The following is a 17,495-nucleotide window of genomic DNA, read 5'->3' as shown; positions in this document are numbered from 1 at the left end:
TTTACATAAGCTAGCATCTTTCGATGCAACCTAATACTGGCATCCTTATTATAGCTTGATGTCATTCATTATTCAACTATAAAATTGATGTTTATTTAAATAATCAAGTATTTCCTGTTCTATCTGTTGAATAACTCTTTTCGTATTCGGATTTTCAAATTCAAAACGACGTAATAAATCATGTATCCATGAATGTTGTAAAAGTACTTTAAAACATATTGGATAATTAAAATCATAAATCAAAGCTATATGTGATACTAAAATATCTCCTGGTGTTTTACGTTTTTCACTTAATATAGAAGTATGTGTCATAAAATCTTGAAAAACTTCTTTAGATATTAATGTATTTTTCATTTCATCTTCCCTGCACATAAACAATGTTTCACAGCTATGTGTACTGTTTACCCGAAAGATATCAATTTTATCTGCATCACGAATGATTTTTGCCTGTATCAATGTATCTCCTGTAAGGCTTTCATCTATACGAAATTTGTTATGATTAGCAATGGCAGTAAAAATTATATCATCATATCCTTCTTCTACAAAAGTACGTATAAAATCCTTTTCTTTTAATATTTCAACGCCAAGCATTGCGTGATTTACACTATCGCGGTCAATAAATGTATGATATCTTCGGATTTGTTCAAAGCGTCCAATATCGTGTAATAGACCAATAAGAGAAGCAAGCTTTATTTGTTCATCTGATAATGCTAAATCACTCGCTATCATTTCACTGTAGCGCATAACTTCATATGTATGTTTGATTTTCAATTGAATTTGTTCATCATGTACATCAAATTGTTTTACATAGGCTGCAAATGCCTGCTTTGCTTTTTCTAAATTGATCATGCCAGCAATCTTCCTTTCTTGATGATCATAACTGCAGTCATTAATGCAAATAATTCTGCTGCAGTTACACTTAACCAGATAGCATCAATACCAAATAAGAAAATCAGGATTGCCATACTGACTACAATAAATACAAAACCTTTTAATACCGCAAGCATTGTGGATAGCTTTCCCATTTCAATAGACTGGAAATAATACATAATCATAGTGATCATCGCAGTGAATAACAAAGATGAGAAATATAAACGAATGCCTGTAGCGGATTGTGTAATCAGCTCGCCATCACCATTCGCAAATAACGCAGCGACACCTTGTGGAAATATCAAAAAAATCAAATATACGATAATAGCGAAGGCAGATGCGAAACAAATACATACCTTTAATGCTTCTTTGACACGTTCACGATTGCCAGCACCAAAATTTGCGGATATGATTGGCTGGATTCCCTGTGCAAAACCATTCAACAGACCTTTACAAACATAAGCAATATTGGTCACAATCGCATAACTTGCTAAAAATAATTCATCAGCCATATGCAAAATTACCACATTGAATAATAGTATGATTGCCCCTGCACTGATTTCCATGATTCCACTGCCTAATCCATTGCTGCAAATACGTTTTAATAGATTTTTATGAAAACAATCCTTTGTAAAATGCACTGTATTCTTCTTTAGTATAAAATGAAAGGATACACCGATAATCGTTAAAAATGGTGAGATACATGTCGCAATTGCGGCTCCCTGTAGTCCCATACCAAACAACATTACAAATACGTAATCCAATATCATATTACTGATATTTCCAAGCAACATGGCATTCATCGCAAGCTTTGGCGCATGGTCTGCACGTATTAAAATACTTGCGGCATACATTAACACAAAAGCAAAAGCACTGATATTAACAGGTAGCATATATTGTTTTACATAAGGCAATAATGCTTCACTGCTGCCTAGTGCATAGGCAAAAGGTTCTAAAAAAACAGTACCGGCAATGCTGATAAAAATCCCAATGATGAGCATACATGCCACACTTAATGTGAACGCCTGATTTCTTTCCTTTAAATGATGTGAGCCTTCCGCAACTGCCATAACCGTTGCTCCACCAACACCAAATAATAAGCCGATTGCTGAATATAGTGTAAAGATTGGCATGGCAATATTTAATGCCGCAAGACCAACACTGCCAGCCCCTTTAGAGATAAAATAAACATCTACCAGACAATATAAAGAATTAGATAACATTGCGATTAATGTTGGCAATAAATATGAAAGATACAGCTTAGGAATCGGTGCTGTTAATAATGTTTTGGTATTCATTGACATAGGCCCATCACCTGTTTGATTACTTCTCTGCTTGTCTGTTCGTCTTCATCGTTCAATATACAGATAAAATGTTGTATTCCTGCTTTTTTCAGCTCTTGAATATCCTCTAAACGATTCCATGCAGTTTCTTCTAATAAATGCATACGGCAGTTTTCATCCATCATCAAAGGAAACTGACGTTTTTTCTTATCGATTAATAAATAATCATGTTTACGGCATAAGCCACAGTTTTTCTTATCACTGTCTTTTTCCACTGCGTTGATTGGACAATATTCACTTACCATAAGTTCTCGTTTTCCATATACTACATACGCAAAGCTTCCACCATGATAACGCTGTTTTGCCTGCTTCATAATCTTTATACATTCATCTTTATCTGTTTCTAATGAGAAAACAACACTTTGTGCCTGATGTTCAAATAAGAACTGTGCGCTATAGGAATTGGATACATTTAAAGATGTTCCATAAATATAATTTTTTTCCTGATATAATCCACCAATATCTTGTATCATACCCTGATCTGGATAGGCTGTTTTCATAATACGTGGTGTTATCGGCTTTACTTCTGGATTTTCTTGTTTGATTTTTTCATATAATGGCAAAGAATCAATATAGATGGTAACATCCTGATCAACACATGCACGATATTGTTCATAGGTATGAAGGATGATACTGCATTCTTTCTTTTGTGTTAAAGATATGATTTGATCTTTTTTATCATTTTTCCTGCGATTTGGATGTTGTAGGACACGTTTTTCATTCAATGCCGCTAAAGCATCTCGTCGCATCTGATTGATTTCTTTGATTGGCATGATTGCATCTTCATCCATATCAAATTCGATATTTTGAAAAGTATATGGGGTATCTTTGGTTTTCATCAGCTGTGCTTCTAAACGTTCTTTGGATAATGGTGTTTTCATAGCTTTTTCCACAATACACTCACTGATGATTTCTACTTGATTGCCTTGCTCATCATATACAGAAAGTGATGGATGTTGATCTTTTTTCATCGTGAATCTGCCATAAATATCAACTCTTCGCTGATATCCCTGATAGCTTTCTTGCAGCTGTTTTAATTGGTGAACAGCACTGGTTTTTAGAATCATCGCATGTTCTTTTACACCATAAATACGATCTAATTCAATGATACTTCCCGCATCGCCATGATTGACAAGCAAGCCATCTTTATATATTTTATTCACACGAAATCCTTCATCTTCATCACCTAAAATACGTACACCATCTCCCTGATCAAGATCACGGCTTAATTTCACACGCATTTTATCTTTTTTCAAACCAATGATTTTACCAACTTCCACGCCCATATGATTAGGACGAATTGGATTCATTAATGCACTGCCTTTTTGATGAAAAATATGCCCTGTTGTAAATCCACGATGAAATAATTTCTGCATATCTTCTATCATTTCTTTACTAACTTTGAATTTACGATGTGCTAAATGTGCATCAATTGCCTGACGATACAGTGATACCATATAAGCTACATATTCTGGTCGTTTCATTCTTCCTTCAATTTTAAAAGAAGCAACGCCAGCATCTATTAATTCTGGCAAACGTTCTAGGGTATTTAAGTCCTTTGGGCTTAACAGATAATCTCCTTTACTTTTAATTGGCACCAGACAATCTTCTTCTTTTCGATAGAAGCCATATTGCATACGACAAGGTTGTGCACATGCGCCACGATTTCCACTTCGATCAAATAAAACAGAACTCATCAAACACTGCCCAGAATAGGACACACATAAAGCACCTTGTACAAATACTTCTAAATCCACGCCAAGTTTTGCGTATGCTTCTATTTCTTCGATGGTTGTTTCTCTTGGGACAACGACTCGTTTTACACCTTGATTTTTCAAGAATAAAATACCATCTGGATTATGTACATGCATTTGAGTAGAAGCATGTACTTCCATATCCGGGAACATATTTCTAACAACATGAAGTAATCCTAAGTCCTGTATGATCAATGCATCTACATCAATATCTTGTAAATAAGAAACATAATCAATGGCCGCATGCATTTCATCTTCTTTGATTAATGTATTAACTGTGATATAAACACTTACACCATACATATGAGCATAGCGTATTGCTCCTTTTAAATCATCTCTTGAAAAGTTTTGCGCAAATGCTCTTGCACCAAACATTTCTCCGCCAAGATACACAGCATCACAACCATTCTGTACAGCTGCATATAATGCTTCCATTGATCCTGCGGGTGCTAATAGTTCTACTTTTTTCATGCTTTCACCTCTGTTTTTTTACGTTTTGTGATTGCTTTCATAATCGTGGACACAAGTAATATCCCAAGTACAAGTGCCCCTGCAATCGTTATCGTATCTAAGCCCATTGTTAAAGCTTTCATAATATCTCCTTGTATTGCGGCAAGCATCGTACGATACATGCCACCTCCTGGTACTAAGGGAATTAATGCACAAATGATAAATGTTGTAACCGGGGTATGGGCAGTTCTTGCCAATATCTCAGAATAAAGTGAAAAACAAATGGATGCGATAAACATTGCACTTAATTCACTTGCGCCAAAATCTAAGCATAATTGATAAACAACACCACCCAAAGAACCGCCAATTGCTGCCAGCAACAGCTTTTTTCCTTTGATATTAAATAATATTCCAAAGCCTAAAGAAGCGATAAAAGAGCCAATTAATATTTCCAGCATCTTATAATCCTCCTTTCAAACGAATAGACATGCTTAACACAAAACCTATGCCTACTGCGATTGCTACAGCAATTAAAAATGCTTCGGTTGCACGAGCCACTCCTGATAAATAATCTCCTGCCATGGTATCTCGAACAGCATTGGTAATCGCAAGTCCTGGAACCAAAAGCATGATACTGCTGATAATCACGATATCACTATTAATACCATGATCCATATATTGAAAACCAAGTGCCGCAACCGCTGCCAAGCCTGCTGATAATGCATTGGTAAAGAATACATTCCATTCCCGCTTCTCTAGTAAAAAGCTTACAGTTTTAATTAACATTCCAATCAAAAAAGATACGAATGCTTCCTTCCATGTCCCATGAAAAAATATCGCAAAACCCAAGGCACTTAGTGCCCCAAATAATAAAGTAGTCCAAAAGCCATAGCGCTTTTCATTGGCGATATCCTGTAACTCTTTCCATATTTCATCTATAGAATACGCATGTTGTGTCGCACGTCTTGATAAATCATTTATTTTATCAATACAGTTTAAATCAGTTCCACGACTTTTCACGCGTAATACTTTTGTTAGTGTTTGTTGCCCTACAGTGATAGAGAACATGATACCCGTGGGTGTCACAAAACTTTGTGCATCTTCTACTTCATGAAAACAGGTACATAAACGTACCATAGTTTCTTCTACACGATATATTTCTGCGCCGCTTTCTATTAACAGTTTCCCTGCAAAAGCCGCCATATCCAATAAACGATTGGTATCCATATTATCCCTACTTCCTGCCACCTCAATAGTATAGAGCATTTACGCAAAAAAAGAAATGAAGAACATAAAAAATTTTATGAAAAGCATGTATCGCAAATACTGAATGTAAAAGATTTGAAGTTCACTCATTCACAGTTTTTGTCATTTTGTTTTACCTTTTACAAGCTTTGGTTTATAATAATAAAAATGATGGGGTGATACAATGAATCGAAATGTAATGATCATTATGAATCCAAAAGCCGGTAAAGGCAATGGAAAGAGTGCTTTATTTACGATATGCGATCGGTTTAGTAAGGCACAAGATCATGTTCATGTGTACATTACACAATCAAAAGGCCATGCGATTACCTTAAGTAAAGAGCTTGGGCCAAGTCATGATATTTTATTATGTATTGGTGGAGATGGAACATGGAATGAAGTTATTAATGGAGTACTTCCTTTATCCACACAACCACATCTTGCCTATCTTCCTTCTGGTACAGTCAATGATTTCGCATCTACTCTAAAAATCAGTAAAAGTCCTGAGAAATTAATGGATACCATTGAACGATGGAATCCTTTTGCCTGTGATATCGGTTTATTCAATACCCGCTATTTCACATATGTTGCTGCATTTGGCATTTTTACTGATGTATCCTATTCCACACCACAACAATCAAAAAACATGTTTGGAAAAGTTGCTTATTATCTGGAAGGTATGAAACAATTGGCAAATATTCCCCGCTATCATATAAAATTACATGTTAATGGTGAAACGATTGAAGATGATTATATGTTTGGTTGCATCACCAATTCTAAATATGTCGCTGGATTTACAACTGTTTCCACAAAACATGCGCAGCTGGATGATGGTCTGTTTGAAATTCTGATGATTAGAACACCCAATAATCCCCTTGATGCCCAGGTAATTATTGCCGCATTGTTAAAACGTGAAGTCAACCATGACTGGATGTATTTTACCACTGCCAGCAGTTTAGATATCGAATCTATAGAAGATATCCCTTGGACACTTGATGGTGAGGATGGTGGAAGTACAACACTAGCACATATTGAAAATAAAAATAAAGCTGTTACGATTTTGGTATAGTAAACAGCCATATCTTAGATTAGATTCATAGATATTTAGGTATAATATCTCTACCCAACTATCACAAAAAAATGCTGAAACCTCATCAGCATTTTTTCTTATCCGTTAAAATTTACTTTGCCAAATTTCGCACCATTTTTCTTCTTGCCTAATTTTTTCTGTAATGCTTTGGTTGGTGTATTTGCTTTTGCAGCTCTGCTTTTTTCTAACAATGCTTTTGTATCTAATTTCTTATCTGCCATATGTATCTCCTTTCCCGACAATATCATATAATTCGCGTAAGTCTTTTATTTCATGATCAATTCGTAAGTGATGTTTATGTGGATGAGCTTTTGGATTAAACCAGCAGGTCGCAATACCTGCATTGTTGCCCCCTTGTATATCACTGGATAAACTATCTCCAATGATCAATACTTCTTCTTTTGATTTTGGTTTGATTGCCTCAAAAACAACATCAAAATATTCTTTTGATGGTTTTTGATAACCACATTCTTCAGATACAAAAATCTGCTTAAAGTGTTGATACAGACCACTGTCTTTTAGACGAGAATATTGTGTTGCGATTACCCCATTGGTTACGATATATAAGTCGTAATCATGTTTTAAGGTTGTGACAACTTCCATTGCATGATTAATTAATTCATGTCCTTCTCCAAGGGCTAATTGATAGTCATCTTCAAATTTCACGCCATCTGCGTCAAAATGATAAATATCAAATAGCTTTCCAAAACGAGTGTAGATCAGTGTATTACGATCAATTTCACCTCGTTCATGCGCTTTCCATAGGTCTTGGTTTAATTTAGTATATGTTTGTTCGATTTCTTCATTAAATGGTAACTGATATTTCGCAAATGTATTGCGCAATGCACTTTTTTCTGCGGCCTCAAAATCCAATAATGTTCCATCTGCATCAAATAGTAAACTTCGATATTTCTTCATAACGACTCCTTTTATCATGATTGCGTTCTTATTCTAACATGAAACCAGAGAAAAAAACAGCATTTCTGCTGTTCTTACTCTTTGATCTATCTTGTGAATAATTTCAATTTATGTGTTTTTATGAATATTAGATTCTATTCCTGAATACACTTTTCTTGTATACAAACTCACATTAACATAAAGCTTGTCCACTTAAAATCTCACTATTTGAAACAGGATTCAGTGGTATTTTATCTGTGTTTAAGAAAATTATAGAAGTTGTTGTATCATATTTTTCACTAATTTTGTCTTGATTGAACGTCAATAGAACCTGCCCTTGTTTTACTTTGTCCCCTTGTTTCACTTTTGCTTCAAAGTATTCTCCATTTAATTCAACTGTATCAATTCCTACATGAATCAATATTTCTTCACCAGAATCAGAAGTAATTCCAATCGCATGTTTTGTAGGAAATAAAGTTGTAATTGATCCATCAAATGGTGCCATTACTTCGCCAACACTTGGAATAATTGCAAATCCTTTTCCCATTGTTTCGCTTGCAAAAGTTGGATCATTCACTTCTGATAAAGTAATCATCTTCCCTGTAAGTGGAGCTATAAATTTCGCATTTGAAGTACATACCTCATCTTCTGTCTTAACGCTTATCATTGTGATAATAAAGGCCGAAATCATACTGATTGCAAAAGCAATGATGACATTAGGAACATTTACCTGTAGATAAATAGGTAAGCTTACAATACTGCTAGATGCAAATGCAGGTAATTCAAATCCAGTCATAGAAATAAATGCCCCACCTAATGCGCCACCAAAGCACGCTGATAATAATGCTTTACGATTATAAATCAACACTGTATATAATGCAGGTTCTGTAATTCCTAAGATAGCAGAAACACTTGCAGATGTTGCAACTGCTTTCTTTTCTTTATTACGATATTTAAATATCATTGCTGCTACAGCACCAAATTGTCCCATTGTAGACATCATCATTGTTGGTAATAAGAAATCACTTCCTCTTTCAGCTAGATTTTGGAAAATCACTGGTGTAAAGGCTTGATGCATACCTGTTATAACAAGCAAAGGTCGAATAAAGGATAAGATGAATCCTCCTATAAAACGATTGAAAGAAAATAACTGACCTACCGTATAAGAAATGATTGTACCTACATAATTTCCTAAAGGACCTAAGATAACTAACATGAAAGGAACCATAATCAATAATGTAATTGTTGGTGTGAAAATGACTTTTAAAGCATTTGGCATATATTTATCAACATATTTATAAACATAAGACAACACCCAGACAGATAAAATAATTGGTACAACTGAGCTTGCATAATTAATCAATGGAACTGGTATTCCAAATATTGTCAATGATGCCTGTGTATCAGCTACAAGTGCTGTAAAGGTAGGATGGATTAAAGTTGCTGCTAATACAATTGCAATCATGCGATTTGTATGAAATATCTTTAAGGCAGATGCTGCAAGTAAAATCGGTAAGAAATAGAAGGCAACATCGGCCATCATATTAAATAGTACAAAGATATCATTATCTAGTGGAATAATTTCAAATGCTTTAATCAAGGCGATTATTGCTTTTAACATACCCGCACTGGCAATAGCAGGAATCACAGGTACAAAAACACTTGATAATACATTCAGGAAACGCTTAAAGATTCCTTGTTTTTCTTTTACTTCTTCCTTCGTATCACCAAAATTATATTTACTTTCTATTGCCTGAAATATTTCAGCGACCTGTGGCCCAATCACTACTTGTAGCTGATCATTTTTAAACTGGACTTTTAATACATCTTTTAATGCTTCTAATTTTTCTACTTCTACTTTATCATTATCTTTCAAATTCATACGTAAACGTGTCATACAATGCATGATATTCTCTATATTCTCACTGCCGCCAACAAGTTCAATAATCTGTTCGCCCAATTCTTTTTTATTCATATTTTTTCCCTCTTTCATCTTTTATCACTAAATTATTTCCATTTGATTGAATAAATTCTTTCATCCAATAATAGGAAGCTTTAGGATATCTGTTTTTTGTTCCATTTCCTTTATCATCCATATCAACATATATCCAGCCATAGCGTTTTTTCATTTCACCAGTACTTAAAGATACAAGATCAATACCACCCCACATTGTATAACCTAACACTTCAACATGATCGATTTCAACAGCTTTTTTTATCTCTAAGAAATGATCATTTAAATACGCGATTCGATATGTATCATTGACATAATGATTTTCATCGGGTTGATCTACTTCACCTAATCCATTTTCCACAATAAACAATGGCTTTTGATAGCGATCATATACTTCATTTAATACATAACGTATGCTTACTGGATCAATTGGCCATCCCCATGGCGTTGATTTTAGATAAGGATTCTTGCCAAAAGGTAAAGCGATAATTCCTAATTTGTCATTTCGATCAACCGTTGTAGATCGATAACAGCTAAATGAATAAAAATCCAATGTTCCTTCTTTTAATATATCTACATCTTCTTCTTTCATTTTTATAACAACATCATATTCATTCCAAATACTTTGTGCATAGCTAGGATAATAACCTCTCAACATTACATCTGAGAAATAGAACAATCTTCTTCTTTGCGCCATCCAAGCCATTTGATCATCTGGATGACATGTACTAGGATACGCAGGACTTGTCGCAAACATTGCGCCAAGCATTGCATCTGGCATCATTTCTTTAGCTAAGATTTTAGCTTTTGCGCTAGCAATGAATACATGATGTATTGCCTGCCAAGTTGTCTGAGCATCAGAATTTCGTGTCCCTAAATGGGAGAATCCTTGTAGTACATTTAATTCATTAAATGTCAGCCAATATTTAACTTTTCCTTTGAATCTTTCAAATAGAGCTTTACATAATTTAACATAACAGTCAATCAATATTCGATCAGACCAACCATCGTATGTATTAGCCAAATAAAGTGGAAGTTCATCATGACAAATGGTAATCATAGGCTCAATTCCATACTTCAAGCATTCATCAACGACATTCTCATAAAACTGTAACCCTTCTTCATTAGGTTTTTCTTCTAATCCTGTTGGAAATATTCTTGTCCAGCAAATACCAAATCGCATCATGCTTAATCCCATATCAGCTAAAAGCTTAATATCTTCTTTATAATGATGATAAAAGTCTACAGCATGATGACTTGGATAATATACATCTTCATGAACACAGCCTATTGCATTTGCAGGTATTGGATCACGATAAGCAGATGATCCTAATGTGCCATCTGGCATCTGATAAGTAATCCTTCTAGGTCTTTCATGAGAGCCATCCGTAACGATATCATGCGTTATTAGACCTCTATTGCCTTCATGAAATCCTCCTTCATATTGGAAGTCAGCACTCGCACTTCCCCAAAACATTTTAAATGGGTAATTCATATTTTTTCCTCCTTGGCTTGTCTTGTTTACATTGTCAGTATACTAAAAAAAATCACGCATTTCGTGATTTTTCAAAACATGATTTTCTGTTTCAGAATATGAAACAGCTTTTAACAAGTCACTAGCTATCGGAATACTTTTTCCTATATATCAAGGATATTAAATTGGAATACATATCTAGTATGATAGGTGATGTATAGTTAAAACTATCCTTCAATTCAATGTATTTATACACAAAAGAAAGATGTTTGGTTTTATTGGCAGTAATTATGTATATTTTAGGAAGATGCTTTCGATTCATCACATTCATTCGATCAAGTACACGCTCAATAAATTTACCTCCTGCAGAAAAAATGATAATAAGATTTCTATCATCCAGTGTTTCTAACATTTCTTTTTGTTCATTAAGATCCTGTGTAGAATAAACAAACTTATGTAAGATTGTTAAATAATGTTGTAAAGAAAATGCTGGAAAACTTGATTGAACATGTCCCATCAAGGCAACTCTTTCATAATCATGGATATCTTTCACAAGTTCTTCTAGCACTTCAACTTCAAGGGATTGATCTAAATGATTTATAATTTCTTTTATATCTAAAAAATAATTTTGAATGAGCGCGTGCGTATTTTCACCTTTTAAATCAGTAAATCTTTCTTCGATAAAAGAATTATAACTTCCAATTGCGATTTGTAGTTCTAAGAAATCCTCATATCCAAGTTTTCTACAAAACCGACTAATTGATGATTTTGATACTTTACATTCATCCGCAAGCTCTTTTGTGGAAACTACTTTTTTACGTTCTAAGTTTTCAAGAATGTATTGAGCAATGATAAAATTCATAGAATCAGGGGACTCTCTATTTATGATATTCAATAATTGAATACGTATATTACTCATGATTTTCTCCTTTATGATGTGTTTGATTAACGTCAATTGATATTTTGTAAATGTATGAGTACTTCATTTTTATTTTATCATGAAATTTAAGAAAAAAACAGCATTTCTGCTGTTCTTACATACCATGACCACCTGGGCCGCCCATTTCTTTATCTCCACCTGGCTTTCCTTGTGGCTGATTCATACCTGCCTGTACACTTGTACCATCCTGCGAAATACTTGTGGCCATATCAGACAAAGTAAAGCTGCCAAGGGTAGAAGCATTGTTGATTGTACCTTCTGTGATTGCTTTTTTGCTTTCTAAGCCACTGATGGTACCACCACTTTGAATCGAATATGTTTTATCTTTTGTTAGAGATGGCGTGGATATAACGATATTATTAAACTTCTTTGATGGTGCATAGGCAATGATCAAATCATTATCCTGCATGAGTGATATCAGTGTATTTTCACTTTGTGTTTGATCAAAGGTGATCATCACACTTGCCTGAGAACTTGTATCTGATGGCATTTGCGCCATGCCACTCATACCAGCCGCAATCAATGTTCCACCTGTAATTTCACATGTTCCATCATAATCTAATGCACCATTTCCACTATCTTGGGGTCCATCCACAATCACACTGCCACCTTTGATATATAAATTGCCATTAGAATCTAAACCATCTCCGGATGCATTGACATAGATATTTCCACCCGTAATCGTGATAGATACATCACTGTCAGATGAGCTAAATGTATTTTGTCCAGGACGCCCATTCATCGAACTTCCATCATTTCCTCCAGCTGCATTTAAACCATCATCACTTGACACGACCTGAATATCTCCACCCTGTATCACTATTTGATTTCCTTCTATTCCTTCATAACTTTTTTTGATATCCATACTGCCTTTTTCCACTGTCAGTGTTTCATCTGCATGTATGCCATCATCTCCACTTTGTATGGTGTAAGTACCATCTTTGATATCCATAGATGCGTTGGTATGTATCGCATCATCACTTGTATCAAACGTATAGGTACCCTTGGATATGATCATATCTTTTCCAGACTTTATACCTTTAGCACTGGTAGTATCTTCACTTGTGGATGTTTGATCCTGTGGTCCCCATCTTCCCCAATCAGATTTTATGGAAGCATTTTGACTGCCTCCTCCAGTTGTGATATCAAAGGTTCCATCACTAATTTCTAAATTTGTTTCTGCCTGTATTCCATCCCCTTGGGATGTGATATGAAAAGTACCTGCCTCAATATATACCCAGCCTTTACTTTCCTCTTGTGATTCACTTGCCTGCATACCATCACCCTGAGCGTTGATGGTAAATGTACCATCCGCAATCGCAATACCGTCTTTTCCTTTTAATCCATCATTTTGACTTGTGATATCAAAACTACCACTCGTAATGACCAGTTGATTTTTTGAGAAAATGCCATGATTGAAATTTGCATTTACAATAAGTTTTCCACTACCAGTGATACTTAAATCATCTTTTGAAAAGATTGCGGCATTGGGTTCTTCTTTTTCTGCATCCTCATAGGTATAATCTTTCGCATCACTGATTGTATTTTCACTATCTTTCGCTAAAATCAATACTGTCTTTTTGCTTGTTTTACATAGATTGCACTGCTTGTATCACTTGTGATATTGGCATTATTTAATACGATACGAACTAGGTCTTCTTTGCCTGCATCCACAATGATAGAACCATTTTTTAGCGTTCCGCTGCATACGTAAGTACCTGCCTTGGATATGGTAATACTTCCATTCTTGATAGAAACACCATCAGCTTTCAAAGATGTATCCGATAAGCCAATGGATATCGCCTGTTCATCATAGGAATCATCAAAATCTTCATCCGCAAAAGTGAAATCGATCTTGGATGTTGTGGCAGTCTTTACCGTTGTGGATTGAGCTTGTGATGTATTGGTGGTAGATTCCTCTTTCTTTTGACATCCATTAATTAATAAAGCCATACTGAGTATAAAAGCAATTATTGTTTGTTTCCGCATATCCTCATCTCCTAAAGTTCTTCTTTATTTACAGGTAGTCTGCCGCATATGATATTCAGATTGCCATTTCTACACCGTAATTCATCAATCATTTCTTTTTCCACAATACCTTTTCGTAAACAGATATGATAATGTAATTCGTATAAACTTCCCATATTGGTCGTTTTCACCTTCAACAATTCGTTTTTTGTGGTATATTGTTGGAAAATATCATCAAAGATGCCTTCATAATCCAAAGATTCTGGTATTGTTATTTTTAATTCTTTTTCCATTACATTCGCTTCCGCAAATGAACTGCCATATAAAATCATACTGGTAATACCAATCAACAGCGCAAAGACGATTGCGAACATAACATAACCCATACCTGTCGCAAGACCAATTGCCATTGATAAAAATATAGTAGATATTTCTCGTGCACCGCCGGCAACACTACGAAAACGTACCAGTGAAAATGCTCCGACAACAGCGACGCCGGTTCCTAAATTGCCATTGACCATCATAATGACTACCTGCACGATGACAGGCATCAATACCACACTGACCACAAAACCTTTATGATATACATTTTTAAACATATATACATAACCAATAAATAATCCACAAATAATGGATACCCCACTGCAAATCAACATATCTATGACATTCATCGATGTAAAAATACTATCAAACATAAACAAATCCTCCTATTTTTTCTTGTGCAAATATATGTTCCCGATAACATGTTCCATATTTAGAAAAGGAACATGGATATATTTCTAATTCGTTTAAGATATTCGATAACCATAAAGGCATCGCTAATGGCATTTTGATTTCCATTAGTATATCATTATGATCAAGAATCGGTGCGCCATCATCTTTAAAACGCAAATCACAGTGGTCTAATCGATAGCGTAAATCAAAGTCAAAAGTGATACGAAGATCATGATTCTCTTTACCAAAATACGCCATACGATCATATGCGATATATGTCTGTTTTGATAAATCATAACGCTGGATAAACCATCCAATTTCTTTTAGAATCTGGTCATTTTTTGGCATAATACACCGATTCATATAATCCATAGCGATTGCACAAGGCAGAATCGTTCTTCGTTTATATACAATACCATTTACCTTTTTCTTTAATTCTATAAATACCGAATCCTCATCATGTGGTGTACCATAACTGCGTATTCTCAGTTTTTCTTTATAAGAAGGTTTATCCAGAGAATGGCGAATTAATTCGTAACTGTCGGTATCATAATAAATATTACAAATCGTATATTTTCCATATTCGTCTAATGCCATATACGGCGTTATTTTTTCTATTAGTTTTGCATATTTTTTAGATGATACCACATATTTTTTCTCATAGCGTGCAAACACGGTTTGTGTTTTTGCCATATTTCCACCTGCTTTCCTTTTACACTTACATGATATAACAGAAACCTTAAATCAAACTGAAAGACAAGTTTCAGCTTATTTTCAGCTTTCTTTGTGAAAGTTTGTGTATAATGGAGGTAGAAATGAGGTGATGTTATGCAGGTATTGATTGTAGAAGATGAAAGAAATTTAGCCGATGCACTTCGTCAGATATTAGAGGAAGAAAAATTTCAGACAACCATTGCATATGATGGCGAGGAGGGTTTGTCTTATGCCATGAGTGATCTCTTTGATATGATCATACTAGATGTCATGCTGCCAAAGAAAAATGGATTTGAGATCGTACAGACGTTACGAGAAATGAACCATCATACGCCAGTGCTGATGTTGACCGCATTAGATGAAATCCCCGATAAAGTAAAAGGTTTAACGCTTGGGGCAGATGATTATATGACCAAACCATTTGCGCCGGCTGAGCTATTAGCAAGAATCTATGCTCTTACACGAAGAAAAGGTGAAATGATCCTTCATGAATTAAGCTTTCATGACTTGCGTCTTCAATTAGATACATGTGAATTACTGTGTGCACAAAAACATATCACCCTTGGATATAAAGAATTTGAAATCATGAAGTTATTTATGCAGCATCCATCCATGATCATCAGTAAAGAAGAACTGATCACAAAAGTATGGGGTTGTGACAGTGAGGCTGTAGATAATAATGTAGAAGCGTACATTTCCTTTTTAAGAAAGAAACTATTTTATCTTGAAAGCAAGGTAGAGATTAAAGCTCATCGAAAACTTGGTTATCGTTTGGAGTGTGATGCTTTATGATAAAAAAACTTCGTAAAAAGTTTATTTGGATCACCATGTCCTGTGTTACTTTGATATTGATCATTGTATTTGGTATCCTTTGTTTCAGTAATTATCATCATATGCAGCAAGAGATAGATGATAATTTGTCACGTACGTTGATGATGCAACAGAAAGAAGAAATTCCAAAGTTTGAGTTTAATGATCATAAAGATGATAAAGCTTTTGGCATGCATAATGCTTTTCGTGTAGAAACAGATCTCAATGGTACGATCATTTCCATACATGCCATGAATCTGGATGTAGATCAAGAAAGCCTGCAGAACATTCTTTCCACTATGGATATTAAGGATAAACAAAAAGGTATCTTACAATCACAAAGTCTGGCTTATCAGATCAAACAGACATCTTCCAACTATCAAATTGCGTTTGTTGATATTAGCGCCAATCTTAAAGATATGAAAAATTTGATTATTACATCGATGATTGTGGGTACTTTTGCTTTTCTGGCTTTCTTACTATTGAGTTTTATTTTGTCTAACTGGGCATTACGACCAGTACAGCATGCATGGGATCAACAGAAACAGTTTGTTGCGGATGCTTCGCATGAACTAAAAACACCTTTGACTGTGATCTTAGCAGATAGCGATATCTTGCTTGCCCATGCAAACGATACTATTGATCATCAGGTGAAGTGGATCAACAGCATACAAAGTGAAGCCCAACGTATGAAAAAGCTGGTAGAAAGTTTGTTATTTCTTGCGAAAAGTGACGCAAACCGTCTGCCTGTGGAATTTCAAAACATAAACTTTAGTGATATCGTATGGAACTGTATCCTGCCCTTTGAAAGTATTGCTTATGAACACGGCATCCATTTACACAGCGAAATAGAAAACGATTTATATGTAAGCGGCAATGAAGCACAGCTAAAACAAGTCATGCTGATTTTTCTTGATAATGCCTGTAAATATACACCCGCAAAAGGAAAGATATCGATTCATTTAAAAAAGAATAATGAAAAACTAGTCTGTAAGATTCACAATACCGGCAGTTATATTTCTAAGGAGGAACAAGCCCATATCTTTGAACGTTTTTATCGTTGTGATAAAGCAAGAGTACATGAGGGTGGTTATGGTTTAGGCTTACCAATTGCGAAAAGCATCATGGATGCCCATCATGGTCAGATACAGGTAGAAAGCAATGAAGTAGAAGGATGCTGTTTTCAATTGATACTTCCGCTTAAAAATGGTTGAAGTCCTGTCAAGCAAAAATGAAAATGTCTTAAAAATAATTAAACATTAGCACCGGATT

The 17,495-nt window shown here is 34.9% G+C and carries 16 protein-coding genes and 1 pseudogene; 3 read left to right on the top strand and 14 right to left on the bottom strand.

Annotated features, from left to right (window positions below; genetic code table 11):
- Nucleotides 1–72: 72 nt before the first annotated feature.
- From DW114_RS20195 to DW114_RS20175, 5 genes are read right to left on the bottom strand one after another with little or no spacing between them, the layout of a single operon-like run.
- On the bottom strand, nucleotides 73–849 hold the full coding sequence (locus DW114_RS20195) for an HD domain-containing protein (protein ID WP_117456062.1): 777 nt from the start codon (nucleotides 847–849) through the stop codon (nucleotides 73–75).
- Entirely contained in the window at nucleotides 846–2,174 is a 1,329-nt protein-coding gene (locus DW114_RS20190) for an MATE family efflux transporter (RefSeq protein ID WP_233509625.1), read from the bottom strand. The genes DW114_RS20195 and DW114_RS20190 overlap by 4 nt, the downstream gene beginning before the upstream one ends.
- On the bottom strand, nucleotides 2,165–4,438 hold the full coding sequence (locus DW114_RS20185; protein WP_117456060.1) for a U32 family peptidase: 2,274 nt from the start codon (nucleotides 4,436–4,438) through the stop codon (nucleotides 2,165–2,167). Before DW114_RS20185 ends, DW114_RS20190 begins: the two co-directional genes overlap by 10 nt.
- The gene (locus DW114_RS20180) at nucleotides 4,435–4,875 is read right to left on the bottom strand and encodes a threonine/serine exporter family protein (protein ID WP_117456058.1); all 441 of its coding nucleotides are present in this window, start codon (nucleotides 4,873–4,875) and stop codon (nucleotides 4,435–4,437) included. Before DW114_RS20180 ends, DW114_RS20185 begins: the two co-directional genes overlap by 4 nt.
- A gap of 1 nt (nucleotide 4,876) precedes the next feature.
- The gene (locus tag DW114_RS20175; protein WP_117456057.1) at nucleotides 4,877–5,644 is read right to left on the bottom strand and encodes a threonine/serine exporter family protein; all 768 of its coding nucleotides are present in this window, start codon (nucleotides 5,642–5,644) and stop codon (nucleotides 4,877–4,879) included.
- Between the two features lie 202 nt (nucleotides 5,645–5,846).
- On the opposite strand from DW114_RS20175, the gene DW114_RS20170 reads away from it, so the two are divergent.
- A complete protein-coding gene (locus tag DW114_RS20170) occupies nucleotides 5,847–6,731 on the top strand; it encodes a diacylglycerol/lipid kinase family protein (RefSeq protein ID WP_117456055.1) in 885 nt (294 codons plus the stop codon).
- A 98-nt stretch (nucleotides 6,732–6,829) separates the two neighbouring features.
- On the opposite strand, the gene DW114_RS21560 is transcribed toward DW114_RS20170, so the two are convergent.
- The 9 genes and pseudogenes from DW114_RS21560 to DW114_RS20130 all read right to left on the bottom strand — a co-directional run bounded on the left by DW114_RS21560 (nucleotide 6,830) and on the right by DW114_RS20130 (nucleotide 15,392).
- A complete protein-coding gene (locus DW114_RS21560; protein ID WP_178695255.1) occupies nucleotides 6,830–6,973 on the bottom strand; it encodes a hypothetical protein in 144 nt (47 codons plus the stop codon).
- The gene (locus tag DW114_RS20165; RefSeq protein WP_117456053.1) at nucleotides 6,963–7,670 is read right to left on the bottom strand and encodes a YjjG family noncanonical pyrimidine nucleotidase; all 708 of its coding nucleotides are present in this window, start codon (nucleotides 7,668–7,670) and stop codon (nucleotides 6,963–6,965) included. The genes DW114_RS21560 and DW114_RS20165 overlap by 11 nt, the downstream gene beginning before the upstream one ends.
- Before the next feature lie 172 nt (nucleotides 7,671–7,842).
- On the bottom strand, nucleotides 7,843–9,624 hold the full coding sequence (locus tag DW114_RS20160; protein WP_117456051.1) for a beta-glucoside-specific PTS transporter subunit IIABC: 1,782 nt from the start codon (nucleotides 9,622–9,624) through the stop codon (nucleotides 7,843–7,845).
- Entirely contained in the window at nucleotides 9,617–11,098 is a 1,482-nt protein-coding gene (locus DW114_RS20155) for a glycoside hydrolase family 1 protein (RefSeq protein WP_117456049.1), read from the bottom strand. The genes DW114_RS20160 and DW114_RS20155 overlap by 8 nt, the downstream gene beginning before the upstream one ends.
- A gap of 121 nt (nucleotides 11,099–11,219) precedes the next feature.
- Entirely contained in the window at nucleotides 11,220–11,996 is a 777-nt protein-coding gene (locus DW114_RS20150) for a MurR/RpiR family transcriptional regulator (protein ID WP_117456047.1), read from the bottom strand.
- A gap of 115 nt (nucleotides 11,997–12,111) precedes the next feature.
- Nucleotides 12,112–12,882, bottom strand: a complete 771-nt coding sequence (locus DW114_RS21885) for a hypothetical protein (protein ID WP_394336432.1) — start codon at nucleotides 12,880–12,882, stop codon at nucleotides 12,112–12,114.
- 561 nt (nucleotides 12,883–13,443) lie between these two features.
- Nucleotides 13,444–13,970, bottom strand: a pseudogene (locus DW114_RS21880) (carbohydrate-binding domain-containing protein); the annotation flags it as partial.
- Nucleotides 13,971–14,017: 47 nt separating this feature from the next.
- Nucleotides 14,018–14,680, bottom strand: a complete 663-nt coding sequence (locus tag DW114_RS20135) for a DUF4956 domain-containing protein (RefSeq protein WP_117456041.1) — start codon at nucleotides 14,678–14,680, stop codon at nucleotides 14,018–14,020.
- Nucleotides 14,673–15,392: a polyphosphate polymerase domain-containing protein gene (locus DW114_RS20130; protein WP_117456039.1), complete on the bottom strand. Its 720-nt coding sequence runs from the start codon at nucleotides 15,390–15,392 to the stop codon at nucleotides 14,673–14,675. Before DW114_RS20130 ends, DW114_RS20135 begins: the two co-directional genes overlap by 8 nt.
- Nucleotides 15,393–15,527: 135 nt before the next feature.
- Between DW114_RS20130 and DW114_RS20125 the strand changes: the two genes are divergently transcribed.
- Both DW114_RS20125 and DW114_RS20120 read left to right on the top strand, forming a co-directional pair.
- Complete coding sequence (locus DW114_RS20125) at nucleotides 15,528–16,205, top strand: response regulator transcription factor (protein ID WP_117456037.1); 678 nt, start codon at nucleotides 15,528–15,530, stop codon at nucleotides 16,203–16,205.
- Nucleotides 16,202–17,437 (top strand): sensor histidine kinase, encoded by a 1,236-nt coding sequence (locus DW114_RS20120; protein ID WP_117456035.1) that lies wholly within the window; start codon nucleotides 16,202–16,204, stop codon nucleotides 17,435–17,437. The genes DW114_RS20125 and DW114_RS20120 overlap by 4 nt, the downstream gene beginning before the upstream one ends.
- Nucleotides 17,438–17,495 lie beyond the last annotated feature (58 nt).

Source organism: Absiella sp. AM09-50 (genome assembly GCF_003433845.1).
In the GTDB taxonomy this organism is placed as follows: Bacteria; Bacillota_I; Bacilli_A; order Erysipelotrichales; family Erysipelotrichaceae; genus Hoskinsella; species Hoskinsella hominis.
This window is presented reverse-complemented; position numbering and strand designations above follow the sequence as displayed.

Bases quoted from the DNA above. Each gene is read 5' to 3' on its own strand.
- DW114_RS21560 (WP_178695255.1), bottom strand. From the start codon at position 6,973: ATGGCAGATAAGAAATTAGATACAAAAGCATTGTTAGAAAAAAGCAGA.
- DW114_RS20135 (WP_117456041.1), bottom strand. From the start codon at position 14,680: ATGTTTGATAGTATTTTTACATCGATGAATGTCATAGATATGTTGATT.
- DW114_RS20170 (WP_117456055.1), top strand. From the start codon at position 5,847: ATGAATCGAAATGTAATGATCATTATGAATCCAAAAGCCGGTAAAGGC.
- DW114_RS21885 (WP_394336432.1), bottom strand. From the start codon at position 12,882: ATGGATATCAAAAAAAGTTATGAAGGAATAGAAGGAAATCAAATAGTG.
- DW114_RS20190 (WP_233509625.1), bottom strand. From the start codon at position 2,174: ATGTCAATGAATACCAAAACATTATTAACAGCACCGATTCCTAAGCTG.
- DW114_RS20165 (WP_117456053.1), bottom strand. From the start codon at position 7,670: ATGAAGAAATATCGAAGTTTACTATTTGATGCAGATGGAACATTATTG.
- DW114_RS20160 (WP_117456051.1), bottom strand. From the start codon at position 9,624: ATGAATAAAAAAGAATTGGGCGAACAGATTATTGAACTTGTTGGCGGC.
- DW114_RS20125 (WP_117456037.1), top strand. From the start codon at position 15,528: ATGCAGGTATTGATTGTAGAAGATGAAAGAAATTTAGCCGATGCACTT.
- DW114_RS20130 (WP_117456039.1), bottom strand. From the start codon at position 15,392: ATGGCAAAAACACAAACCGTGTTTGCACGCTATGAGAAAAAATATGTG.
- DW114_RS20175 (WP_117456057.1), bottom strand. From the start codon at position 5,644: ATGGATACCAATCGTTTATTGGATATGGCGGCTTTTGCAGGGAAACTG.
- DW114_RS20155 (WP_117456049.1), bottom strand. From the start codon at position 11,098: ATGAATTACCCATTTAAAATGTTTTGGGGAAGTGCGAGTGCTGACTTC.
- DW114_RS20195 (WP_117456062.1), bottom strand. From the start codon at position 849: ATGATCAATTTAGAAAAAGCAAAGCAGGCATTTGCAGCCTATGTAAAA.
- DW114_RS20120 (WP_117456035.1), top strand. From the start codon at position 16,202: ATGATAAAAAAACTTCGTAAAAAGTTTATTTGGATCACCATGTCCTGT.
- DW114_RS20150 (WP_117456047.1), bottom strand. From the start codon at position 11,996: ATGAGTAATATACGTATTCAATTATTGAATATCATAAATAGAGAGTCC.
- DW114_RS20180 (WP_117456058.1), bottom strand. From the start codon at position 4,875: ATGCTGGAAATATTAATTGGCTCTTTTATCGCTTCTTTAGGCTTTGGA.
- DW114_RS20185 (WP_117456060.1), bottom strand. From the start codon at position 4,438: ATGAAAAAAGTAGAACTATTAGCACCCGCAGGATCAATGGAAGCATTA.